At 47.4% G+C, this 25,063-nt stretch carries 19 protein-coding genes; 17 read left to right on the forward strand and 2 right to left on the reverse strand.

The genetic code is table 11. The features are described from left to right. Window positions 1–6: 6 nt before the first annotated feature. The 16 genes from ACO1NT_RS02485 to ACO1NT_RS02560 all read left to right on the forward strand — a co-directional run bounded on the left by ACO1NT_RS02485 (window position 7) and on the right by ACO1NT_RS02560 (window position 20,913). The gene (locus ACO1NT_RS02485) at window positions 7–1,371 is read left to right on the forward strand and encodes a hypothetical protein (RefSeq protein ID WP_449046815.1); all 1,365 of its coding nucleotides are present in this window, start codon (window positions 7–9) and stop codon (window positions 1,369–1,371) included. A 12-nt stretch (window positions 1,372–1,383) separates the two neighbouring features. Further along, window positions 1,384–2,493, forward strand: a complete 1,110-nt coding sequence (locus ACO1NT_RS02490) for a D-TA family PLP-dependent enzyme (protein ID WP_449046816.1) — start codon at window positions 1,384–1,386, stop codon at window positions 2,491–2,493. A gap of 333 nt (window positions 2,494–2,826) precedes the next feature. Continuing rightward, a complete protein-coding gene (locus ACO1NT_RS02495; RefSeq protein WP_449046834.1) occupies window positions 2,827–5,871 on the forward strand; it encodes a SusC/RagA family TonB-linked outer membrane protein in 3,045 nt (1,014 codons plus the stop codon). 15 nt (window positions 5,872–5,886) lie between these two features. Beyond that, on the forward strand, window positions 5,887–7,773 hold the full coding sequence (locus tag ACO1NT_RS02500; RefSeq protein ID WP_449046817.1) for a RagB/SusD family nutrient uptake outer membrane protein: 1,887 nt from the start codon (window positions 5,887–5,889) through the stop codon (window positions 7,771–7,773). 31 nt (window positions 7,774–7,804) lie between these two features. Then, window positions 7,805–9,001, forward strand: a complete 1,197-nt coding sequence (locus ACO1NT_RS02505; protein WP_449046818.1) for a DUF5000 domain-containing lipoprotein — start codon at window positions 7,805–7,807, stop codon at window positions 8,999–9,001. A 102-nt stretch (window positions 9,002–9,103) separates the two neighbouring features. Next, complete coding sequence (locus ACO1NT_RS02510) at window positions 9,104–10,240, forward strand: DUF4998 domain-containing protein (protein WP_449046819.1); 1,137 nt, start codon at window positions 9,104–9,106, stop codon at window positions 10,238–10,240. An 11-nt stretch (window positions 10,241–10,251) separates the two neighbouring features. Continuing rightward, the gene (locus ACO1NT_RS02515) at window positions 10,252–11,718 is read left to right on the forward strand and encodes a hypothetical protein (RefSeq protein ID WP_449046820.1); all 1,467 of its coding nucleotides are present in this window, start codon (window positions 10,252–10,254) and stop codon (window positions 11,716–11,718) included. Between the two features lie 67 nt (window positions 11,719–11,785). Continuing rightward, the gene (locus ACO1NT_RS02520; protein ID WP_449046821.1) at window positions 11,786–13,135 is read left to right on the forward strand and encodes a sialidase family protein; all 1,350 of its coding nucleotides are present in this window, start codon (window positions 11,786–11,788) and stop codon (window positions 13,133–13,135) included. 119 nt (window positions 13,136–13,254) lie between these two features. Further along, complete coding sequence (locus ACO1NT_RS02525; protein WP_449046822.1) at window positions 13,255–14,439, forward strand: sialidase family protein; 1,185 nt, start codon at window positions 13,255–13,257, stop codon at window positions 14,437–14,439. A 27-nt stretch (window positions 14,440–14,466) separates the two neighbouring features. Continuing rightward, window positions 14,467–15,246, forward strand: a complete 780-nt coding sequence (locus ACO1NT_RS02530) for an SDR family oxidoreductase (RefSeq protein WP_449046823.1) — start codon at window positions 14,467–14,469, stop codon at window positions 15,244–15,246. A gap of 29 nt (window positions 15,247–15,275) precedes the next feature. After that, window positions 15,276–16,226 carry a hypothetical protein gene (locus ACO1NT_RS02535; protein ID WP_449046824.1) on the forward strand — a complete coding sequence of 317 codons (951 nt, stop codon included), beginning with the start codon at window positions 15,276–15,278 and terminating at the stop codon, window positions 16,224–16,226. After that, a complete protein-coding gene (locus tag ACO1NT_RS02540) occupies window positions 16,223–17,458 on the forward strand; it encodes an MFS transporter (RefSeq protein ID WP_449046825.1) in 1,236 nt (411 codons plus the stop codon). The genes ACO1NT_RS02535 and ACO1NT_RS02540 overlap by 4 nt, the downstream gene beginning before the upstream one ends. A gap of 7 nt (window positions 17,459–17,465) precedes the next feature. Further along, window positions 17,466–18,257: an HpcH/HpaI aldolase family protein gene (locus ACO1NT_RS02545; RefSeq protein ID WP_449046826.1), complete on the forward strand. Its 792-nt coding sequence runs from the start codon at window positions 17,466–17,468 to the stop codon at window positions 18,255–18,257. After that, window positions 18,247–19,218 (forward strand): aldo/keto reductase, encoded by a 972-nt coding sequence (locus ACO1NT_RS02550; protein WP_449046827.1) that lies wholly within the window; start codon window positions 18,247–18,249, stop codon window positions 19,216–19,218. The genes ACO1NT_RS02545 and ACO1NT_RS02550 overlap by 11 nt, the downstream gene beginning before the upstream one ends. Then, the gene (locus tag ACO1NT_RS02555; RefSeq protein WP_449046828.1) at window positions 19,215–20,135 is read left to right on the forward strand and encodes a Gfo/Idh/MocA family oxidoreductase; all 921 of its coding nucleotides are present in this window, start codon (window positions 19,215–19,217) and stop codon (window positions 20,133–20,135) included. Before ACO1NT_RS02550 ends, ACO1NT_RS02555 begins: the two co-directional genes overlap by 4 nt. Window position 20,136: 1 nt before the next feature. Continuing rightward, window positions 20,137–20,913 (forward strand): SDR family oxidoreductase, encoded by a 777-nt coding sequence (locus ACO1NT_RS02560; RefSeq protein ID WP_449046829.1) that lies wholly within the window; start codon window positions 20,137–20,139, stop codon window positions 20,911–20,913. Window positions 20,914–20,979: 66 nt separating this feature from the next. On the opposite strand, the gene ACO1NT_RS02565 is transcribed toward ACO1NT_RS02560, so the two are convergent. Further along, window positions 20,980–21,855, reverse strand: coding sequence for an AraC family transcriptional regulator (locus tag ACO1NT_RS02565; protein ID WP_449046830.1), 876 nt, complete (start codon window positions 21,853–21,855; stop codon window positions 20,980–20,982). A gap of 200 nt (window positions 21,856–22,055) precedes the next feature. Between ACO1NT_RS02565 and ACO1NT_RS02570 the strand changes: the two genes are divergently transcribed. Then, window positions 22,056–24,404, forward strand: a complete 2,349-nt coding sequence (locus ACO1NT_RS02570; RefSeq protein ID WP_449046831.1) for a hypothetical protein — start codon at window positions 22,056–22,058, stop codon at window positions 24,402–24,404. A gap of 68 nt (window positions 24,405–24,472) precedes the next feature. Here ACO1NT_RS02570 and ACO1NT_RS02575 read toward each other — a convergent pair whose 3' ends face one another. Next, a complete protein-coding gene (locus ACO1NT_RS02575; protein ID WP_449046832.1) occupies window positions 24,473–24,673 on the reverse strand; it encodes a hypothetical protein in 201 nt (66 codons plus the stop codon). Between the last annotated feature and the right edge of the window lie 390 nt (window positions 24,674–25,063).

The following is a 25,063-nucleotide window of genomic DNA, read 5'->3' on the forward strand; positions in this document are numbered from 1 at the left end:
GTAATTATGCAAAAATATTCATTTAAAGCCGGGGCCTCACAGGTGGATATCACGCCGCCGCTTGGAACTGTAATCAACGGTGAGTTTACGTGCCGTTATGCGAATCACATCGCCGATCCGCTTTATGCGAAGGCCATGATTATGCAAGATGATGCGACCACGCTGCTCATCCTGGTAGTCGATATCTGTGTTATGCAACGTGATTTTCTCGACGAGGTAAAAACCAAGATTACAGCCCAAACAGGTATCCCGATACAAAATCAGTTGATTTCAAGTACACACACCCATTCCGCCGGTTCAGTCGCCGATTTACTGATGGGGCATGTGGACTGGGGATACCGAAAGAAGTTGCCTGCATTGCTTGTCGAGGCTGCTTTGAAGGCGCAGCAACGGCTGGTTCCCGCTCAAATCGCCTACGGTTGGTTGGACGAGCCCCGGCATATGGTGTGCAGGCGTTATCGAATGAAGGAGGGCTATCGACCGTTCAACCCCGTTAACGGAGGTATCGATGCGATAAAAACCAATCCTTTCGGCAACGAAAATGATATTGTGGAGCGTACATCTCAACCGGATACAGAATTACGCTACTTGGCTGTCAAAGGCGTTGATGGGGAATGGATCGGATTGCTTGCCAATTACTCCTTGCACTACGTGGGCGATTGCGAACGGGGCACCATCAGCGCAGATTATTTCGGATGGTTTGCGAAAGAACTGACCGCGTTATTAGGAGGGGGGCCTGGTTTCGTAGGCATGATGAGCAACGGAACCAGTGGTGAAGTAAATATCTGGGATTTCTTGGAGCCTGATCGTTACCCGGCAGCGAACCACGAGAAAAGTCGATTGATCGGCAAGGAACTTGCCGAGGGTGTAGTGGCTTCGTTAGCTGGATTGATTTGGGAGGCACAGCCTTTATTAGGGAGCCGCTATGATGAGATAACGGTGGGATTACGTAAACCAACGCCCGCCGAATTGGAGACTGCGAAAGAACTCCTAGCCCAAGCCGACTACGAAAACATCCATTTCGGCCAGCAAGGATACCAACAGGTATATGCGCGGGAACAGGTACTATTGGCCGAGTACCCCGATGAAAAGCGCGTGCCCGTACAAGCCTTCCGGATTGGTTCGGGCGTTATTGGCGCGCTTCCCGGTGAGTTTTTTACTGAAACGGGTTTGGCTATCAAAGCACGTCGGCCCGATAAAAGATATTTTACGATTTGCCTGGCCAATGATTACGTGGGCTATGTGCCGCCGGTCCATGAGTTGGAACTGGGTGGCTACGAATGTTGGCGTTGCCGTTCAAGCCATTTAGCGGCAAATTCAGAAGAGATCCTCAAAAATAGCCTGGAGGCGCAAATCAATAGTTTTGGATAATCATTTTATTCTATGCAACCCCGTGATACTTGGTACCGAACCCGCAACGAGTCCGACGTTGATTCACCCGCATTGCTGATATTTCCGGAGCGTATTAAACAGAATATCATGCTTTTGAAAAGTATGATTGATGATCCCATACGTTTGCGGACGCATGTAAAGACACATAAGACCAAGGAGTTAGTCCGTCTCCAGTTGGACGCCGGAATTTCGCGATTTAAGTGCGCGACCATTGCTGAGGCGGTAATGCTCGGTGAGTGCGAGGCCCTGGATGTGCTACTGGCGTATCCGCTGTATGGTCCGAAGCTATCCCGCTTTCTGTCGTTGAAGAAAAGGTTTCCAAAAACCAATTTTTCCGCCATTGTAGATAATCCCGAAGCGGCACGCACATTGGCGGATGCGGCTATGCAAGCGGGGATGATTATCGCTGTTTATGTGGACCTGAACATCGGTATGGGGCGTACCGGTATCCAGCCGGGAGCGGAGGCGATGGCCTTATATCAACAATGTGAGCAATTGGACGGCGTGGCTATTCGGGGTTTTCATGCATATGATGGCCACGTACATGAGCGGGATATCGAAAAGCGAAAAGTGATCTGTGCACGAAATTTTGAAGCAGTGAGTGAGCTTGTGCAACAGGTCCAAATGGCCGGGCTCCCCAAGCCAGAAATTATCATCGGCGGTTCGCCGTCATTACCGATTTATGCAGCCTATCCTGATGTGGAATGCAGCCCGGGTACGTTTGTGCTATGGGACAAAGGATATGCCGACAGCCTACCGGACCAGCCGTTTCTTCCTGCAGCGGTATTGTTGACGCGTATCGTGTCCATGCCCGATGCGAACCGGCTATGTGTGGACTTGGGGCACAAAGCGGTCGCGGCCGAAAATCCATTGGAACGGAGGGTGTATTTCCTGAATGCCCCCGATCTGAAGCCGATTAGCCAAAGCGAGGAACACCTGGTGTTGGAAGCACCGTCAGGACATTCATGGAAGGTGGGCGATGCATTGTATGGATTACCCTATCATGTTTGCCCTACCGTAGCACTATATGACTATCTCGTGGTTATCGAACAGGGATCCTATATTACGCGTTGGGCGGTCGTAGGGAGAAGCCGGTTGTAAGTAATTATGATTTATTGAATTTATGGTTACCCGTCAGGAACACGACTTATAACCCCTCCAATTTTAACCTAAAGAACTACAACCATACTAATTTTATAATCATCGGTACTATTTTTCACCCGACGATTTTACCTCGAAATATTGTACTACTAATGTAAAGAAAAGTAGTAGAGTAACAATAAGGCACAACCTACCTTTGATTTACGAACTAGCAGTTGCGGCGTCGACCCGCTGGTCCTAACAACTTAATTATAAAATATGAAGAGAATAAAAGTACGATTTCTATTTCGAGGCTTATGCCTGTTGCTGTTAGGGGCATCGATTGTACCTAACGTGGCACTTGGCCAAGAAATCCATGTCAGCGGAACGGTTACAGATACGCTGGGCGATGCCTTGCCTGGTGTTACCGTTACCTTGTCGGGAAGCACCAAAGGAGTAGTTACGGACGAAAAAGGGATGTATTCCATTGACGTGCCCGGTTCTGCGTCCTTGATATTTACCTTTACGGGGATGGAGCCGCAAAGTATTGCTGTTAACAATAGAACGGTAATCGACGTGGTCTTGGCGGAAACCAGGGATCTTTTGGACGAAGTAACAATAGTCGCCTTCGGCCAACAAAAAAAGGAAAGTGTTGTCGGAGCGATTACAACTGTAAAGCCGGGCGACCTGAAAGTTCCTTCCAGTAATTTGACGACGGCCCTAGCTGGACGTGTTGCGGGCATGATTGCATTTCAACGAAGTGGCGAACCGGGTATGGACAATGCAGATTTCTTCATTCGGGGAGTCACCAGCTTCGGTTATTCTAATCGACCCCTTATTTTGGTAGATGGTGTTGAAATGCCCTCCAGCGAACTGGCTCGCATGCAGGTAGATGATATTGCGAGTTTTTCAATCATGAAAGACGCAACAGCAACTTCCTTATACGGCGCGCGGGGTGCAAATGGTGTTATTCTAATCACAACAAAAGAGGGCAGGGAAGGAAAAGCATCCATAATGGTCCGCTACGAAAGTTCGTTATCGAGTCCTACCGAGAAAATCGAACTCGCCGATCCAATTACCTACATGAAATTGGCCAATGAATCGGTTAAGACACGGGACCGGTTGGGCCACGAACTATACTCACAGGAAAAAATCGAAAATACGGAACTGGGAGCTTATCCTTTGCTCTACCCTGCCACAGACTGGTATGGGATGTTGCTGAAAGATCAAACGCTGAATAGCCGATTAAACTTGAATGTGAGCGGTGGTGGTAACATAGCGCGTTATTATGTCGCGGCAACATATAATCAGGATAACGGGTTGCTTAACGTTGACAAGCGGAATAATTTCAATAATAATATCGACTTAAAGACTTATGGCTTGCGATCGAATGTAAATATAAATTTAACAAAGACTACAGAAGCACTCGTCAGACTGAATACCACATGGTCTGACTACAGTGGGCCGATAAGTGGCGGCGCTGAGATTTATAGGCAAATTATGCGTACCAATCCTGTGTTATATCCTGCATATTATCCGGCTGATGATGCGAACCTAACAACCGAGCACATTCTTTTTGGCAATTACGATGCGGGCCAATACAGCAACCCCTATGCCGATTTAGTGAAAGGTTATCGCAACTACACCAACGCCATGGTACTGGCGCAGTTTGAGCTTAAACAAGATTTAAGTTTTGTTACGGAAGGCTTGAAATTCAGCGGGATGTATAATACCACCCGTTACAATTATTATAGTGTCAACAGAAGCTACAGCCCATTCTATTATTCATTAGGGCAATTTGACAAACGGGACGGACAGTATACATTAAATGCATTGAATCCCACAGTTGGCCATGAATATTTAGACTATGGCGAAGACCAGAAGCAGGTGACCTCAGAAAACTATTTCCAAAGTATTTTGAGCTACGACCGTGAAATAAACCCTGTACATACGGTAAGTGGTATGCTGGTATTTACATTACTAAATAAACTAGAAGCGAATGCGGGCTCGCTCCAAAATTCACTTCCGCACCGTAATGTGGGGCTTGCCGGGCGCTTTACTTATGGTTTACATCAGCGCTATTTTTTGGAAGCAAATTTCGGTTACAATGGTTCCGAGCGGTTTCATCAATCTCACCGATTTGGTTTTTTCCCTTCTGTGGGCGCAGCATGGTATGTTTCAAGAGAACCCTTTTGGAAAGAATCGATTAACCGTATTGTTTCGAATCTGAAGTTAAGGGGAACATATGGGCTGGTCGGCAATGATGCCATTGGCTCACCAGCGGAACGGTTTTTCTTTCTTTCTGAAGTGAATATGAATGGAGGTGGCTACCTGTTTGGCTCGGAATTCGGAAATACCATTAACGGCATACATGAAATACGTTATGCGAATCCCAATATTAGTTGGGAAACGGCTAGAAAGATGAATTTAAGTGCAGAAATAGGTCTTCTCAATAGCATTAACCTCGTTGTGGATCTCTATAAGGAGCATCGGTCAAACATTTTAATGCAACGAGAACATATACCCAATACCATGGGATTAGTCTATTTGCCGAAAGCTAATGTGGGAGAAGCAAGCAGTAAGGGAATAGATTTTTCCATGGATTTCAATCGACGTATAAGTAGTAACTGGTTACTGGCTGGCAGGGCGAATTTTACCTACTCAACCAGTCAGTTCAAGGTGTACGAAGAGCCAGACTTCAGTGCCGTGCCTTGGAAGTCACGGATTGGGTTCCCAATCAATCAAACCTGGGGTTATGTGGCTGAACGTCTATTTGTGGACGATGAAGAGGTGATCAACTCGCCCGACCAAGGGGCAGACGCTATGGGCGGAGACATTAAGTTCAAAGATATCAATGCTGACGGAGTTATCAATCAACTCGATCAAGTACCCATCGGGTTTCCTACCGTGCCGGAGATTGTTTATGGCTTCGGTATTTCTGCCTCATATAAAGCCTTTGATTTTTCTTGTTTTTTTCAGGGACTTGGCCGGGAGTCGTTTTGGATTGATCCGTCGGCAACCGCCCCATTTGTCGGTGGGAACGGATACACCAATCAACTGTTGAAAGTATACGCAGATAACCACTGGTCAGAAGACAATAGGAATCTCCACGCGTTATGGCCACGATTGTCGAGCACGCCAAACACCAATAATGCGGCGATTAGTACTTGGTTTATGCAGAATGGTGCTTTCTTGAGGTTGAAACAGGCTGAATTCGGCTATTCGGTGCCCGAGTCGTTAATCGAAAAAGTGGGTTTTTCCAAAGTGCGGATTTACACCAATGGTACAAATTTATTCAATTTCAGCAAATTTAAATTATGGGATCCGGAAATGGGTGGAAATGGAATGGGATATCCGTTACAGCGGGTAATCAATTTCGGGATTCAATGTTCGCTTTAACTTGGAATTAGAATTATGAAGAAAACTTATCTAATTGCTATCGTATTAACTACACTGGTCGTGTCTTGTGGTCGTTATTTGGATGTCATTCCGGATAATGTGCCGACATTGGATTATGCATTTAAAGATCGGGTCAGTACCGAAAAATATTTGGCGACTTGTTATAGTCGTTTACCCCGGATAGGCACACTGAATGAGCCTGGATTTATGTGCGCCGATGATATTTGGTTTCATAAGGACCTCAATAATAGGGCACAATACGCCTATGATTTGGCTAGTTTTGGTAACAATGTTACCCGGCCCTATTTCAGTTACTGGCATGCAATACAAGGCGGATCAGCACTTTGGCAAGCTATCCGGGATTGCAATACGTTTATCGAGAATGCTCACAAAGCCAGAGACTTGGATAGTTTCGAGCGGGCGAGATGGATTGCCGAAGTAAAGGTATTGAAAGCATGGTATCATTATTATCTGATGCGGATGTACGGTCCGATTCCGATTGTCAGGGAAAACCTATCTATTGAAACACCCACGGATCGGGTTTCCGTTTATCGGGAGCCAATCGATGAAGTCGTGAATTATATTGTGACTTTGCTTGATGAGGCGATATCGGATCTACCGCTAAGCATTGACAATGAAATTTCCGAAGAGGGTAGGATTACACAACCCGCGGCGATGACGATTAAGGCGGACGTTTTGGTTACCGCCGCAAGCCCGCTTTTTAATGGTAACCAGGACTATGCTGACATGAAAGACAATCGCGGTATTGCGCTGTTCAATCCCACCTATGACGCCCAGAAGTGGATAAGGGCCGCTGTTGCGTGCAAGAATGCAATTGATACGTGTCACCTAGCCGGTATTAAGTTGTATGAATTTAATAATCCTTCGTTAAATATTTCTGATTCCACACGGTTGGTGTTATTGCCGGGACAAATTGTTACCGATAAATATAATTCTGGACGGATTTGGGGCCTGTCTTCATTTATAAGTACAGATTTAGAAAAAGCGACCATCCCACGATTGCATGCTGACCATGAACGAGTGGTTTATCAAATGATGGCTCCGACGCTTAAAATGGCAGAGATGTATTATTCTAGGAATGGTGTTCCTATCGAGGAAGATACAGAATTCGATTACGAAGGAAGGTATGAATTAGAAAACGTACCGGAAGACCATCGGTATTATATGCAGCCAGGGTATACGACTGCCAAACTTCATTTGAATAGGGAGTCGAGGTTTTATGGGAGTCTGGCCGTCGACGGGGGCTGGTGGTTTGGTCTAGGAAGAATCAATGATAACCAACAGTGGCCGTTGAATTTTAAATTGGGATCCATGGCAGGTGGACGTATAGGAACGGAACGCTATTCCGTAACCACATTCTACATAAAAAAGTTATCCAATTATCAATCAACTTATAACGCGACAACCTTTATCCCTAAGCGTTTCGATTTTCCGATATATAGGCTTGCAAATCTGTATCTATTATATGCGGAGGCATTGAACGAGATGTTGCCGGCACCAAATGACGAGGTATGGACTTATATTAACCACGTCCGGAATCGAGCGGGATTGGCCGATGTGCAACAAGCTTGGCCGGCTCATTCAATCTATCCAGATAAGTTTCAGTCCACCGCTGGCATGCGCGAAATTATCCATCGTGAGCGAAATATCGAATTGGCATTTGAAGGACAGCGGTTTTGGGATTTAAGGAGATGGAAAAAGGCTATAAACGCTTTTAACGAGCCAATTCAAGGCTGGAATACGGAGGGAACCAACGCGCAAGAATTTTACCAACCCATTACCTTCACCCGCAAGCAGTATACGCTGAAAGAGGTCCTTTGGCCGATCTTGCAAGATGAAATACTTCGTAGTAAAAATCTAGTTCAAAACCCCGGTTGGTAGAAAAATGGTTAATATTAAATTATTCAAAACAATGAAAGAACGTTTGATTTTGCTCGTTGTTATGGCTGTTTTCTTAAACAGTTGTAGCGAGAATGAATTCACTGGGCAGTATCCGACAGACGACACACCGCCAGTGAGCATTACTTCTCCGACAGTGGAAAATACCCCTGGGGGGGCTATTATTACGTATGACATTCCTGACGATGAAGACTTATTATATGTTCAAGCTATTTACGAGCGGAATGGTAATCAAATAGAACAAAAGGCTTCTGCTTATAAAAACTCCCTTGTCATTGAAGGGTTTGGTAAATCTGCCGAACATCGGGTGCAATTGATTGCTTACGATCGGAGTGATAACGCTTCGCCTTCTGTTGAGGTGACGATCCATCCACTTGATGCACCTATCTATACAATTATGGAGTCTTTGCAGGCTCAGAACGATTTTGGAGGAATCCGGTTGGATTGGGAAAATCCAACGGAAGCCGATGTGGTTGTTTCCGTTATCACACCTAATAATATCCATGGTATCGAAGAACTTACCGAAGCGGAAACGTTCTATAGCAAGGCCAAAATCGGAAGGGGGAATGTGAGGGGGTATCAAGACGAAGAGCGGATATTCGGCATTTTTGCCCGTGATCCCTGGGGGAATTATACAGACACGTTGATGGCGACCTATCAACCCATTTTCGAAGTAGAGGTAGATAAGTCAAAATTCAGACGGTGGAATCCACCGGGTATTCCCTACAATGGGTATACATCAGCCAACTGGTGGATTGAGAATCTATGGGATGGGAAAATCGGCAGCTTAGGGGTAGCGAACAATCAAGGTTTCGCCAATACAACCAGTTTAGAGTTTACCTTGGATATGGGGCAAACTGCTAAATTGAGCCGGTTTAAGATTAACCAACGTTCCGAATCACATCTCATCTATAATTTAGGTCATCCCAAGCGATTCCAACTGTGGGGTTCACCGCATCCAAACGTAAATCAAGATTTCGATAACTGGATTTTCTTGGGGGAGTTTGAGTCTATAAAACCATCCGGATTGCCTTTGGGGCAAGTTTCGGATGAAGACATTCGCTACGCATGGGAAACGGGTGAAGACTGGAACGTTCCGCTTGAGGCCCCTCCTGTACGCTATCTCCGTTTTGTTGCGCAGGAAACTTGGGGAAACGGATCGGCCGTGCAGGTCATGGAGATGACCTTATGGGGAGATAATAAATACTGATAATAATGAAATAATATAGTCATGTCATATTACCTAAAAAGATATTTCATCCTACTTATAAGCATTTCAATCGTTTTATTTACATCGATTTCATGTTCGAAAATGAACGACCTCCATGATCAGTACCTGAAACACGGAGAAACGATATACGTAGGACGGCTGGATACAGCCTTTATGCAGGCGGGTAGGAATCGGGTGTTGCTTCACTACGTCAATAGTGATCCCAAAGTTGCCAAGGTCAAGGTTTACTGGCGTTCGCGTACGGATTCTGTCATATTGGATATTCCCGAAAACTCATTAAAAGATACCATTCGCGTATTTATCGATAATCTGTCTGAAGATGGGTACACATTCGAGTTGGTAACGACGGATGGAAACCTCAACTACCCCTCAATGCCTTATGAAATCAATGCGAATGTTTTTGGCGATCGATTCGCTGCGTCATTGCAGGACCGCTCTCTGGGGCTTAAAGAATTTGTTCCCAGTCTTGGCGAGTTATCCCTGAGGTGGCTCCGTGCTCCGCAATATGCCATTGCGAATGAGGTAAAATATAAAGAAAAAACTAGTGGAGCGGCTAAAATAGCCGTGATTCCCCACTCGGTTTCCGATACAACGCTATCCAATGTAGGCGGAGAGGTGTCCTATCGAACTGCTTTTCTGCCTGAAAGCGATGCCATAGATACCTTTTTTACTGCGTTCAGGCCCGTGGAACCGATCATCAATGGTATTCCCTTGGATAAAAGTAAATTTATGCGATGGAACCCTGATGGTATCCCTTACAACGCTTATACGACGCCAAATTGGTATATCGAGAATGCTTGGAATGAAAGCATCATATCTGGTTTTGCGAATAATTCGAATGAGTTTACATTTGATATGGGGCAATTGGCTACATTGACGCAGTTGGTGATTAACACGAGAAGCGAAACATCCTTGATCTACAATCATGCGCATCCCCGCAGGTTTCAGCTATGGGGAAGTGACTCGCCGGATGTGAATGCGGATTTTTCCGGATGGACACTGCTTGGGGAATTTGAATCCATCAAGCCTTCAGGAAGTCCTGTGGGTACGGTGACAGCAGCCGATATCCAATACGCGCATGTGGAGGGGGAGAAATATCAAATCGCCGAAAATACGTCCCCGGTTCGCTATATTCGTTTTGTATGCCAAGAAACTTGGGGACAGGTTGCCGGCATCCAGGTTATGGAGTTGACACTGTTGGGTAATACGGACGAATAAGCAATTTAAACATGAAAGATTTAACGAAACTACTTGGTGCATGTATATGTGCCTTTTCGCTACTACCGCTTCAACTGGTGGCGCAATCCGTTTCACCTGCCCAAATCGGTAATAGGAGAGAACTGTTTGTAGATAATTTTCTATTGGATAGCATGAATAATGTCAGTCAAAAGATGCACCATCCGGTAAATGAGGGGACTGTGCTGAATTTTGATAAGCCTTGGGAAGGGAATTTTTCTGCGTATTGTACGATTATTAAAGATGGCGGTTTGTATAGAATGTATTATCGAGGTATCCGGGAAGCAGGGAAAGATGGGAATGATAATGAAGTTACGTGTTATGCGGAATCGGCAGATGGCATTCATTGGGTGAAACCTTCACTTGGTCTTTATACAATAGACGGTACCTTGGAGAATAATGTGATATTAGCCCATGCAGCTCCAGTAACGCATAATTTTAGCCCTTTTCTTGATACCAATCCCAACGCGAAACCAAGTGAGCGGTACAAGGCGGTTGGCGGCACCGATAAAAGTGGGTTAATCGCATACATTTCCGAAGATGGAATACACTGGAAAAGGAAGCAGGAAAAAGCAGTTTTTCAGACCGGGGTGTTTGATTCGCAGAATGTAGTGTTTTGGTCTGAACATGAAGGCCAATATGTTTGTTATTTTAGAACGTATACTGATGGTGGCTTTACGGCGTATAAGGGATTTAGGTCTGTTAGCCGTACTGTATCCAAGGATTTTGTGAACTGGTCGGCGCCGGAAGCGATGACGTTTGGAGATACTCCATTAGAGCATTTGTATACTCAACAGACCAGTCCCTATTATCGTGCACCTCACATTTATCTGGCGATAGGTGCGCGTTTTATGCCCAATAGGCAAGTTGTGCACGGGGAACAAGCTGCTAAGCTGAATGTAAACCCAAATTATTACAAAGATTGTTCTGATGCTGTCTTAATGAGTAGCCGGGGAGGGAATACATACGACAGAACATTTATGGAGTCGTTTGTTCGCCCCGGGATTGGGTTGGAAAATTGGGTTTCACGTTCTAATTATCCGGTACTCAATGTCGTTGAAACCAGTCCAACTGAAATCTCTATATACCTAAATGAAAGTTATGCCCAACCATCAGCGCATATAAAAAGGTACTCGTTACGTATAGATGGTTTTGCATCTCTTTCCGCTGATTACGATGGGGGGGAAGTGATTACGAAACCATTTATATTTAATGGCAATGAGCTCGAAATCAACTATTCTACATCAGCTGCGGGATCGGTGAGAGTTGAAATATTAGATGAGAAACGGCAGCCTATTCCAGGCTACTCATTTCTGGAGACGCAAGAAATTATTGGTAACGAAATAGCGAGAATTGTCTCGTGGCGAGAACACAAAAGTGTTGGCGAATTGGCAGGCAGGCCCATTCGATTGAAATTCTATTTGAAAGATGCCGATCTCTATTCCTTTAAATTTAATTGATTTCTATATGGGTTGCTTTGACGGTGGCGTTGACATGATTATAGCGAACGGATACTAGAACTAAAAAATGAAAACCGTACTAACGAATGTATTAATGGGATTTGCCATACTTGGCTATCAAGGCAGTCCCGATACCGATAACCCGACTGTAAAATGGCGAGAACGAGGAATCGTGTCTTACGGGAAAATTCAGCATGGCATCCCTGTTTATCAAGGCATAGAGGGTGTATATCATCGAAAAAATGATTCCAATTTAAAGATTTCGTTGGGAGAACCTACGATTATCAGCGTGGCTGACCGAGAGTATGGTTGGGGATATTTTCAGTTTCCGAGCATATACCGGGCACTTAATGGACAATTGGTGGTAGCTTGGCACATGGGGAAAGATGCAGCGGAAAGCTATGGAAAAGGGCTTAGTAGTTTCGCCGTTTCGGATGATGAAGGAAAATCGTGGAAGGAAATAGAAGGGGGAATGCCTTTGGGCGGCGGACTTGAGCTGACGGATGGTACCTACATCAAGAATAGTACGCCAGTGGCGTTGAAGGTATCGGAGTTAGACTTGCTCAACGCTGTCGATTCCAATAAGGAAGCCTATGGTAGGGACTTTTCCTATTATCGTATGTCTGCGCTCCCGGATGCGTTGCGCGGTGTATACATTGCTCGGTTGAGCCCGGGCAATAGTCGTTGGAATGTGGAACATAATGTATTGAATGATCCCGGAGTATTGCGGTATACCGATGGTGAACTGTTTCCGGTAGTATGGTGGGGTGATATGCGCATTGAGGCAGGTGGAAGTGTTGCAACAATCACTTATCCAAGTTTTTATGAAGAGGCGGGTAAGGTGCCGGCGGCCGGGGTGAGCTTCTACCGATCAACTGATGGGGGAAGATCTTGGGATGTCGTTAGCAAGATACCCTATCAACCTGATTTGGAGCATGACCCTAATGGGAGTAAGAGGCTTTCGTTTGGATTTACGGAGCCTGCTTTTGAGATACTTAAAGACAGCACATACCTATGTGTATTACGTACTTCAGATGGATTGGGACATAGCCCGATGTATGTAAGTAGTTCGGACAATCGTGGTGTAACGTGGACCCAACCGCAAGTTTTTGCCGGCGCTGGCGTATTGCCCAAGTTGTTGCAGTTGGGTAACGGTGTTGTGGTATTGGCTTCGGGAAGACCGGGCGTCCAGCTTCGGTTTTCTACGGATGGCAAGGGCCACCGATGGACGGACCCGTTTGAAATGCTTCCTTTTGGAGAAAAGAATGAGCATGTCTCATGCGGATATACGGGCCTGCTACCCGTAGGGATCAATCACTTTTTAATCGTCTATTCTGATTTCGCTTATAAAACTGGAAAAGGAGAAATAAGGAGGGCTATCAAAATCCGGGAAGTGACCGTAGAACCGAGTAGATAACCCATAACGTTGGCTAATAGCGCGACATTTAGGGTGGGCAAAATCTATAGGTAGTATTTTTTGCTCGGAAAGGACTATTCGAGAATTAAGGTTGGTATAATAAATTTAATGCATTGTTTATGAAAGGGATACGATTAATAGTTGCTTTGATTGGAGTAATCTGGCTGCCATATGCCTATAGCCATGCGCAGCGGGACTCCATTCCGGTAGTACGTAAAATTAAAGACGTGGTAATCTATGCGGATTCGATGTACCATAGTGCATTTCCTTCCGTTATCAAAAAACCAGATGGAGAGCTTTTGGTTGCTTTTCGCAGGGCTCCTGATCGGAAGGTGTTTGGAGGGTCGGTAACTTCGCATGTCGACCCAAATAGCTATCTGGTGGCGGTTCGATCACAGGATGGAGAGCATTGGACGCCGGAACCCGAACTAATTTATGCACACCCATTTGGCGGATCGCAGGATCCTTGTTTACTGCAGCTCCGTGATGGGAGCATGCTCTGTGCCAGTTATGGTTGGGCTTTTCTGCGTCCCGAGGAGTTGACTAAACTGAAGAAGCCCTATTTTGAAGCAGGGGGGGCGATATTTCTGGGAGGTTACCTCTTACGGTCTACCGATGGTGCAAAAACTTGGCAAGGTCCTATATATCCACCACACCTTGATGCGGAAATTAATTATAATGCGATGGGGAAGCCGCTTCCCGCCTATAACCGTGGCGCATTGTATGAAGGGAAAGATGGCCGGATATTTTGGGTGGTCGCTGCCGTTGACGCGGATAAGCCCAGTAGAAAGACGTCCAATTATTTGCTTATATCCGAAGACAAAGGGCTCACTTGGAAATACAGTAGTGTAGTGGCCCGTGATAGTCATGCCTCGTTTAATGAAGCCTCTGTATATGAAACTCCTAAAGGTGATATCGTTGCCTTTCTCCGCACGGCCAATATGGACGACCAAGCTTGTATTGCACGATCGACGGACGGAGGTAAAAGTTTCGGGAATTGGGAGAAGATGGGTTTTCAAGGACATCCCTTACAGGCCATGCGATTGCCTGATAATCGGGTGCTGTTGGTCTATGGGTATCGCCATAAACCATATGGTATCCGGGCGAGGATCCTCAATCCAGAATGTACCGACTATGCAACGGCGCCAGAAATTATATTGAGAGAAGATGGCGGCGGTACGGATATCGGATATCCCTGGTCCGTACAGCTGGACGCAAATCGTGTATTGGTTGTCTATTACTATAACATTAATAACGGAAATCGGCACATCGCGGGGACCATCATAGAAATAGACGCAGAATAACAGAAGTTTCGGGACTTAATTAAGTTTATGAATGAATTATTCAGTTTGAATGGCAGATCGGTTTGGGTATTGGGTGGAGCTGGCTATTTGGGAGGTGCATTGGTAACCTTGTTGAGTGAAATGGGGGTGCGTGTGTTGTGCATCGATCTAGCAGATCGGGCAAAAGCATTTCTCGTTGCTCATGGATTGGGAGAAAACGTGGTGCCCGTCAGTTTGGATGCAACTGATTTGGATGCTGTGTCTTCATTCGTAACGAAGGAAATAATGGACAATGGCTGTCCAGATGGATTTGTGAACTTAACGTTTGCCTCCACTAGCAAAGCATTTGAGGAACTCACGACCGGCGAATTCGATGAGGCCAATCATGGTGGCATAACTGCCGTTTTTCACATAAGTCGCCTGGTTGGGCAAGCTATGGCCGCCCGAAGCCAAGGAAGTATCGTCTTATGCGCTAGTATGTACGGGCTGGTCGCGCCTTACCCATCGGTGTATAAAAAGCCGATGAATAAAAACCCCATAGAATATGGCGTAGGCAAGGCGGCTATACGACATATGGCTAAGTATATGGCCGTACATTGGGCGGAACAGCAAGTACGGTGCAATGTTATAGCGCCTGGCCCGTTTCCGAATCCTGCTGTTCAAAGCCAGCATCCCGATTTTATCGAGCGTCTCGAAGCCCGTGTTCCGATGAAACGTATTGGACAGCCCCGTGAAATTGCCGGGACCGTTGCTTTTCTTTTGTCCGATGCAGCTACTTACATTACGGGCCAGACGATTGTCGTTGATGGAGGCTGGACATGTTGGTAAGGCCTAAATGGTTTCCATCGGTATTCGCGATGTTCATCATCACTGCTGTGTTGGTTATTCCGAAAAAAGTAAATTCACAGGCACTGGCTATATCCGATATGAAACAACATGCACTAAATGACTTAGAAAAACTTCTCCATACGCAAAAGGAATGGGTTAAAGTACATGTTGCCGAATTTCTGATATGGGAAAACTATTTGGTCAATGATGTAAGAACAGTTTTCTTGAATGAAGAGCGAAAGTATAGTGAGCAACCCCGCTATCGCATTGGCATTTGGCGTGCATTAGCACAGGCAGCTCTAACATCAGAAGAACGGGAATCGTGGATAGGAAGGATTGTTGCCGCTTATAACAATCCGTCCAGTATCGATCGCCTCCATGCAATTGAGACACTCGCTAAACTAGGCGTGCCCGTTGATGTGAGCCCGGGGTGGGTAGCGGGGATAACGGCCGATAGCATTGACGCGTTTACCATTTACAAGCTGTGGAATGCTACGCATCATCCGGATGCCGGACTGGACATGGTTAGGGCAACCTGTCTACGATTGTTGAACCAATTAACTGAGCAAGGTAAGAACGATCTCATTCCGACTATCTCCTATGTGCTCCGCTATCTCAAACCGTTTACTCTTAATGAATGGTTGCAGTTGCCGGAGCTTCAGATAATTAATATGGAACCAGTCGCTGTGCGTGCCAATTTGCTAGCCACGGCATGGATGACGGCTCCTCTCATCGGAGATCCGCAGGCTCTTTCCATCAAAAATCAGTTGAAGTCTATGGAAAGGGACCCGGCCGGATTGCAGCAACTGCTTCATGGATTGGCGGAGCGGGGAGAAGTGGGTGATCGAAAAATGTTATTCCGATTGTATAATCAAGTGAGAGATGTCAATAAGACTACATACGATGCAGATATTCATGCAACAGCAGCTTATGCGGTACTAAAAATGATGCGTAGGCTAGAAAAAAAACTAAGCGGATGATTAGTAAACGAGGGTATTACCCCTGGCTTTTAGTAGCGCTGCTATGCCTAGTTGGGGCACTTAATTACCTTGACCGCATGACGATTACCACCATGCGGACAAGTATCATAGAAGTCATTCCCATGACGGATGCGGAGTTCGGTTTATTAACTTCTGTCTTTCTTTGGGTATACGGCTTTGCCAGCCCATTTGCCGGTTATTTGGCTGATCGCTTTAATCGGAGCAAGGTTATTATCGGCAGCTTATTCTTCTGGTCGTTGGTCACCTGGTTGACCTCCTTAGCCACTTCTTTTGAGCAATTGCTCGCGGCGCGTGCGTTGATGGGAATCAGTGAGGCATGTTATATGCCTGCTGCAATGGCTTTAATCATGGACTGGCACACCGGTAAGACCAGGTCTACCGCTACGGGTATCCATGTAGCTGGCGTTATGGTTGGTCAAAGTTTGGGATTTATTGGAGGATGGTTGGCAGAAACCCATAGTTGGAATCATGCTTTCAGTATTTTTGGAATCGTTGGCATCGGGTATGCCGTTGTATTGGTGTTTTTTCTACGCGACCCGAAAGCCAATACCGAGGAGGAAGCGGTAGACGCCGCCCTACACGCATCCAGAACGGGTCCTCGGGGGGCATTGAAGCGATTATTCGGAAATCCCTCGTTTATCATCGTCATGATTATCTGGGGAATCGCCGGAGCCATCAGTTGGATGGTGAACGGATGGTTGCCAACCTTCTATAAGGAAAGGTTTGCCCTGTCTCAAACGGAAGCGGGTTTGTATTCCACAGCCTATTTTTTCCCGGCAATGCTGGTCGGTGTCATCGGGGGCGGTGTGTTGGCCGACTGGTGGTCCAAGACCAATTCCAAGGCGCGGATGTGGTTGCCGGCTATCGGTTTCCTTGTGGCGGTGCCCGCTGTGTTTGTAGCCAGCTATACCATGTTGTTATGGGCCACAGTTGTCGGTTTCGTGGTTTATGCGCTGACACGGCCGTTTATTGATGCGAACATGATGCCCATTTTGGGCATGATTGCTGATAAACGCTATCTTGCGACAGGTTACGGATTTTTGAATCTTTGCAGTTGTGTCATCGGCGGGATCGGAATTTATGTTGCCGGAGCTCTGCGGGATGAACAGGTGAATCTTACGTTGATCTTTCAAATTGCGGCATTAAGCATGGTGGTTTGCGCCTTGTTGCTGTTCTGTCTAAAGCCGAAAATGCGGCCAGTAAATAAATGATATTCATATGAGGAAAAGCAAGGTACTGGATAAATTGCGGTCGGGAGATACGGCCAGTTGTTTTAAAGTTAATCTGAAAGATGCACTGATGTCGGAGATCGCTTCATTAGCAGGCTTCGACTGCGTGTGGGTTGATCTGGAACACATCGGCCAAGACTGGTCCGTTATTGCATCACACGTGTGGGCTACCAAAGCGCACGGTACCGATGTGATGGTGCGTGTGCCACGTGGTTCATACAGCGACTATATCAAACCGTTGGAAATGGATGCAACCGGTATACTGGTGCCCCACATCATGGGTGTGGAAGACGCCGAAAAGGTCATCCATATGACCCGTTTCCATCCGATTGGGCGGCGTCCGATTGATGGGGGAAATGCAGACGGGGGATATACGGCGATGGATTTCAATGAATATCTGGAGTCGGCGAATCGGGAGCGTTTTATTGCTCTGCAGATCGAAGACCCCGAGCCATTGGACGAATTGGACGAAATCGCTCAGTTGGAAGGTTTTGATATGTTGTTCTTCGGTCCTGGCGATTTCAGCCAGGGCATTGGGGCTCCAGGGCAGTGGGATCACCCGTTATTGGTCGGAACCAGAAAGCGGGTGGCCGAGGTAGCCAATAAGTACGGCAAGTTTGCTGCCACCGTAGGGTCTACCGCTAATTTGCAGGAGTTGTTGGCTATGGGTTATCATTTTGTGAGCGTAGGTGCGGATGTGGTTGGTTTGACGAATTATTGCAAGGATATCTTAACAGCTTTTGGCAAGCAGGGAAATATAGGGAAATCGTATGCGGAATAATATGGCGATGCAGCGAAAGAAATTGGGCCATACCGATATCGAAGTTTCGGAAATCGCCTTTGGCGGCGTGGAAATCGGCATGCCTTATGGGATTGGCGTGAAGGGTGAAGCCGATATGTTGGCCGAGCGCGAGGCCGTCGCGTTACTCCACCGGGCGATTGAGGCGCGGATTAATTTCTTTGATACCGCTCGTCTATACGGCGAGAGTGAGCGGATTATGGGACGGGCATTCCGCGATAGGCGACAGGAGGTAGTACTTGCCAGCAAGTGCCGGCATTTGAGACGCCCCAATGGAACACTGGTGCCCCGAACGGAGCTCGAGGCTTACATCCGCGGCTCGTTGCAGGAAAGTCTACAAACACTACAAACCGATTACATCGACCTCTATATGGTGCATTATGCCGACAGGGAAATCCTGGAAATCGACGAAGTGATTTCGACGTTTACGAGATTGCGGGATGAAGGCCTGGTGAGGGCTATCGGCGTTTCCGTGTACAAGCCCGACGAGACACAGCTTACGGTGAGTGCCGGGGGATGGGATGCTATCCAGCTCCCCTTTAACCTGATGGACCAAAGCCATGGTGTGCACTTCGAACAAGCATTTAAACAAGGAGTGGGTATCATCGTCCGCTCGGTACTCATGCGGGGGATGCTCACCGACGGGGTAGGGTCTATGCATCCGGCACTCCATGACGTCGAACAGCACATAAAAGGGTACCGGGCATTGCTAGGGCAAAAATTTACCGGATTGCCTCAGTTTGCCACGCAGTTCGCATTGGCACATGAGGCTGTTTCTGCTGTGCTGGTAGGCATCGACAAACCCACGTATCTCGAAGATGCCGTTGCCTGTGCCAATGCACGGCACTTTGATGAAGCATTATTGGCACAAGCACGAGCGATGAAGTACCCGAGGCCAGCAGAGCTGAACCTGGCCGAATGGGATAAAAATGGATGGTTATGATCAAAATAGGTATGCTTGGTATGAGTGAAGGGAATGCCCATCCCTATTCGTGGTCGGCCATTATCAATGGACAATACGATGGTGTAGAAATCACCCGCACGGGTTACCCGGCAGTATCCGCTTACTTGGATGCCAATTGCGACACATTGGGCATCCCCGGTGCGCGCGTTACGCACGTGTGGTGCCAAGACCGTACGACAGCCGAAAGCATTGCTAGATCGTCTGCTATAGCCACCGTCATCGACCAAAAAGAAGATATGGTGGGGGAAGTGGATGCGGTGATTTTGGGAAGGGATGACCCAGAAAGCCATAAGGTAATGTCAGAGCCATTTATCAATGCAGGGGTTCCCATTTTCATCGATAAGCCATTGGCATATTCACGTGACGATTTGGCATGGTTTGCTGAGCAACATAAAGCGGATAAGTTTATCATGTCCTGTTCGTCGATGCGCTACGCCAATGAATGTCGTGTTGCCAAACAAGAACTGGCCTCCTTAGGCAAAGTTGAGTTGGTCACGGCGGTAGGTAAGAAAGACTGGAAAAAGTACGGTATCCACCTGTTGGAAGCGATATTCAGCGTATTGGACGACCCGCTGCCGGAAAGTGTACAGCATGTTGGTGAGTTAGCCCGGGAAATTATCCATATCCGGTTGATGAACGGAACAGATATTACACTTCATCTATTTAACCACATATCGGGGACATTCCAGTTATCCTTTTTCGGGCAGCAGGGTTGGAAATGGGTAGATGTCCGCAATTCTTATTCCATGTTCCGGGATAACCTGGTCGAGTTTGTGCGATCGGTTGAGGAGGGCAAACCCCGCCTGGATTTTAACAAAACACACCGTTTGATGAGCCTTGTTATTGCAGCCGATGAAAGCCGGTTGCAGGGTGGTAAGTGTATAAAAGTATCGTAAGATGAACGTCAGGGAATTACTAAACTTAAAAAACAAAGTCGTCCTCGTTACCGGGGGTTCCGGTAAATATGGTCAATGCATCGTGGAAGGGTTGGCCGAAGCTGATGCAACGGTTATTACGACATCGCGGCGGTTGGAAAGCGCGGCGGATACGGCCGCATCGTTTCGTGCTGCTGGTTACGATGTACATGCCATGCAGGTTGATCAGGCTATTTCCGAATCCGTCAATGCGTTGAAAACACACATCCAACAACGTTTTGGCCGTTTGGATGGTTTCGTCAATAATGCGGTATCCCGCCCTATGAAACGCTACGACGACCCGCTAGAACAATTCGCCCAGTCCATGCAAGACAATGCTACGGGCATGTTCCATCTGCTGCGGGAAATGACCGATTTGATTGTTCGCTCTGGAGGCGGTAGTGTCATTAACATTGCCTCTATGATGGGGATGAAAGGACCCGATTTATCGAATTACGAAGGTACAAATATGGGTAATCCTCCTCCAGATTACTTCTTCCACAACGCGGGTTTGATTAACTTGACACGTTACATGGCTCGAATACATGCGGGTAGAAATATTCGCTTCAATTGTATAAGTCCGGGAGGCTTGTTCAATAACCAGCCCGAACAATTCTTACAAAACTATTGCAAAAAAGTGCCCTTGGGCCGAATGGCTAATCGGGATGATATAAAAGGGTTGATTGTCCTTCTAGCGTCTGCGGCCGGTGCTTATATCAATGGCGAGAACATACTGATGGATGGGGGGTTAAATGCTTAAAAAATGGCAGATAGCATTGTACGGTTTACAGGGTGCTGCCCGTCGTGTCGATGAAGAATATCATGGCTAAGCCGACTCCAATACCAGCATCTTCCGGTACTCACTTGGCGACATGCCTTTCAGGCGCTTGAACTGCCTATTGAAATTGGCCAAGTTATTGAACCCGCATTCATAGGCAATCGTAACGACATTGTCGTCGCTATCTGCAAGCAATTTGCATACATGCCCGATACGAATGGTATTGAGGTATTCTACGAACGTCATGCGGTAATGCTCTTTGAAGAAGTTGCAAAATGTGGTGATGGCCATGCTAGCTTCTGATGCGACCTCATTTAGGGTAATTTCACGATGATAATTTCGAAGGATGTAATCGGTGATTTTACTGTATCGATCGGAATAATAGCCCTGCGTATGCTGCATGTAAGTAGGGCTAGCGAGCGGCTCATATTCGGTACTGTGGGCCAGGATATCAAACATGGCGAAAAGCGACGAGAGCCGGCTTAGGCCACTCTCGCCGATCATCCCATTCATCCGCCGGTTGATTTCTGTTTTGGTCTTTCCGTTGATGGCCAACCCTCTGCGGGATAGGTCCAGTATCTTTTTAAGCGGCTCCAGCTCCGGAAGAGAAAGGAAGTTTTCGCCAAGGAAATCTTCAACGAAATGTACCACCACGGCATCCGCATCTTGTTGGGCCTTGCCCTGCAGATATGCGGCATCATTGACCCATACGTGGGGTAGGGAGGGGCCCATGAACACCAAGTCGCCTTCATTGAAGTGGCCAATATGGTCGCCCACCATGCGCCGACCGGTACTTTTATTGACTAACACAAACTCATATTCGGGGTGATAATGCCAAGGGCACGGGAAATAGGTGCCCCGTTCGGTAAAGACGATAAACGACTTGTCAAACTCCTTGGGCAACCGGTATTCTACTGCTTTCATAACAGGGGTCGTATTGTTAGTGATGCTAACTTACCGTAATTTAATATGAAAAGCAACTAGTTAGATGCTTAACCGTAAAATAGTATCGATATTATGGAATTAGGTACCGTGCATCCGTTTGCTACACTGCCGTTTTTATAAATTTCATAAAATTCTGTACATTGGCCCGTATTCCGAAATCTGAAAATGGATAACCGACGATGAACCAACGACGTAAATTTGGGATGGACCGCAGGCAGTTTATCGCCGCGAATACCGCTTTGGGCGCGCTTCTACTTTTTGAGGGGCTTCCGGCGAGTGCAATTACGGCCTCTGTGATGGAGACAGGCAAGAAAGCATTGACGTTCAGTCATTTCCCCAACGCCTTGTATGCCTATGTCTGGCGAAATTGGGGGCTTGTCCCATCAGACCGTCTCGCAGCAACGGTAGGTGCCACGCCGCGGCAGCTGCAGGATATAGCGGCATCGATGGGATTGCATGCGGTACCTGATGTTACGGCCGAACAATGGGAGCGTAGTTACCTCACGGTAATCCGCCGCAACTGGCATCTCCTTCCGAAGGTGCAGTTGCAGGCATTGATGGGATGGAGTGAGGCCCAATTGGAATTCACGCTGAAGGAAGACGACTTCTTCTATATCAAGCTGGGCAGCATAAAGCCGGAGTGCCCGCCTTTGCGGTACGATCAGTTGGCTGAGCTGGATGGGCCGACGAAAAGCGATTTCCAGGAGCTTCTGAAGGCGTCCTTTCCGCACGGCCTGCCCAAGGAGCGGATGCCATATTTCCAGTTCGTGGAAGAACTGTCCGCACCTATCACAACAAAGCGGGATGTGGCAACGCCGGCCGCCGGCTTCAGCCCACGGATAGCGTACCCTTACTTCGCGCTGTTCGGCGATCCACTGCTCGATCCCGAAATCGACTCATACCCCGATGCCTACCTGGAGCGGCTGGCAGCTTCGGGTGTAGACAGTATCTGGATGCATATTGTGCTCAGCAAGCTAACCCCATTCCCTTGGGATCTTTCCATCAGCGACAATTGGCAGCGGCGGCTGGACAACCTTCGGACGCTCACCGAGCGTGCGCAGAAACACGGTATGGGTATCTTCCTTTATCTGAATGAGCCCCGGCACCAGCCCGAGTCGTTTTTTAAAACACACCCCGACCTTCGTGGCCAGGGCACCGCCCTCTGTACGAGCCACCCTGCAGTAGAACGGTACCTCGAAGATGCTATCGCGCAGATCATCGAGCGGGTACCGTTGCTTTCGGGTTTCTTTTCGATCACGGCCTCGGAAAACCCTACCCATTGTTGGTCGCACGGCCAGGGCAACCAATGTCCGCGCTGCGGGCAACTGGGGGCGCCTAAGGTGGTTTCATCGCTTATTAATACCTATAACCGTGGGATAGCCAAGGGCTTTTCCGCGGCCGTCCACGCCAAATCAGTTGATGCCGACGCCAAGCGGCCCCAGTTGATTATCTGGGATTGGGGGTGGCCCGGCGATTGGGCACCGGCCATTATCCCACGCTTATCTACCGAACATACGTTGCTGATGAGTGTCAGCGAATGGGAATTGGAAATCGAGCGTGGCGGCGTGAAAAGCCAGGTCGGCGAGTATTCCATTTCTGCGGTAGGCCCCGGCCCGAGGGCGAGGCGGCATTGGAAAATCGCGCGGGAACACGGTCTGAAAACCATGGCTAAGATTCAGGCCAACAACACGTGGGAGATCGGTGCGGTGCCTTATATACCAGCAGTTTATAATGTAGCCAAACACATAGAGCATCTTCGGGCCGAAGGTATAGAAGGAATGATGTTGAGCTGGACATTGGGCGGATACCCGTCCCCGAACTTGGAGGTTGTCTCACTGATGGGCAGTGATGGGAATCTTTCGGCGGACGATGCGATCCGAACCGTTGCCCGCCACCGTTTCGGCAAGGCAGCAGGGGCGGTTGTTAGCGCCTGGCATACGTTCAGCCAGCATTTCAGTAAATTCCCATACCATATCGGCGTCGTTTACAATGCACCGTTGCAATGTGGGCCGTCCAACTTGCTTTGGTCCGAACCCACAGGGTATAGGGCGACGATGGTGGGGCTTCCGTATGATGACGTAACCAGCTGGCGGTCTATCTATCCGTCAGCGGTCTTTGCAGGATTACTTCGTGAATTGGGCGAAGCCTTTGCTGCGGTTACCCACCGCCTGGCAGCGGAGTGCGGGCCATTGCATCTCCATCGGCGGGAGCGCACTGCCGTGCAGCGGGAAAGCAACCTTATCGAAGCGATTTCCATTCATTACCGAAGTATAGCCAATCAAGTCGATTTTATCGAATTGCGCGATACCTTGTCAACGGCGGGATCGAACCGGGGGGCCACCAAAGAGCGGATCGCCCATGTCCTTGCCGATGAAATAGCACTGGCTCATCGGTTGGCTATCCTCCAGACCGGCGATTCGCGATTGGGGTATGAGGCTTCCAACCATTATTTCTATACGCCGGCAGACTTATATGAGAAAGTGCTGAATTGCCGGTATTTGCTGGATAGTTGGTTGATGAATGCATAGGTAAAAAGAAAAGGGGCGCCTGCCAACTGGCGGACGACCCCTTTTCCGGATTTTCTCAATTCGGTTGCTTATTGTGCCAACGAGTCCAATGAGTCGATAGCAGCGTCACCGAGTGAATCGATAGAATCAGTAGTAGCTTCTACTTGCTCTTCGATCTCAGTTGCCAACGAATCAGCGGTGTTTTCACTTTCAGAAGTGGTGGTGTTACAAGCAGCAAAAGCTACAGAGAACAACAAACCTAAAAAACCGAATTTGAATGCATTTTTCATGTTAATTTCTTTTTTTGTGTTTAAAACAAACGTGCTTAATTACGCTTTAATACGCGGTGACCTAAAAGGTAACCCAAAAAAAGAAAAAAAGATAAAAAAGAATGCCGTATCTTGTGAACCATGATAAAGAGCCTGTTTAAATTTGTATGGTAAAAATTTTTACAGGCTGTTTTTGAGCGAACCGAGGCAAATTTCGCAGGGATAGCCGGAAGCCTATCCTGAGAAAATTTAACGAAGGTACAGCCAAAAAGAGGCAAAAAAAATTATCAGATGAATTTTAAACGGGTTCTAAACCTTGAGTTTAACCAAAACGAAGACCGGAACAAACAGGCGGTTTTTGCGCTCAAGAGCCGGTTGAAACATGTTTACCAAGGTGGTGGGGCCGAGGCT

The sequence above is a fragment of the Parapedobacter sp. genome, from assembly GCF_053550995.1.